This is a genomic window from Vibrio sp. 1978, from assembly GCF_033344345.1.
On sequence record NZ_JAWPOP010000725.1, the window covers coordinates 1 to 600 of the forward strand.

1 pseudogene is annotated in these 600 nt (G+C 40.7%); it reads right to left on the reverse strand.

Annotated elements, in window-relative coordinates:
- A pseudogene (locus tag R8N49_RS28770) lies at positions 1 to 397 on the reverse strand (DNA polymerase II); the annotation flags it as partial.
- Positions 398 to 600 lie beyond the last annotated feature (203 nt).

Here is a 600-nt window from a genome sequence, read left to right on the forward strand (position 1 = left end):
GCTGATGACCTGTAAACTCCACACTCCCTTTAATAAAGCGCTCCATTAGATAGCGGTCAGCGAGTCGTATATCGCCTTCGTAAGTCACGATATCTTGCTGTGAGAGCAGATCTTGTAATACGAGTGCTTCTTTGGTTACTTTCGTATAGCAAGCAGCGAGAGGGGTATGTTCGAACGTTTTCAGTTCAAGAGTTCGAATTTCAACTTGAATACTTTTCGATAGCGCCAGGTTTTGGGTTTGCTCAATGTGCTCTTGAGCGATGAAGAACACGGGTTTATCACAATTGATCAATAGGTGAGTCGGACCTGCTTCTGGCGCGAGCAATAACTCTATCTGAGGTTGGCATTTGATGTCTCGTGCTTGGCGAGTAAGTAGGAAACCTTGTTGGATGTTCAAAAGAGAGAAACCTTATAAATTTTTCAAGTCGCCATTCTAGCATTATGGACTGTAAAAATAACCAGTAATAGAAAATGGAATTAGATACTTCAGCATAGTTACTTCTGGCTTGTTTAATCGGAGGTTTTTAGCAATTACAAATGGCTTAAAAAAGGATTTCTAGTTAACGATTTCGGTATATTAAACCACCAGTTCTGCCAGTT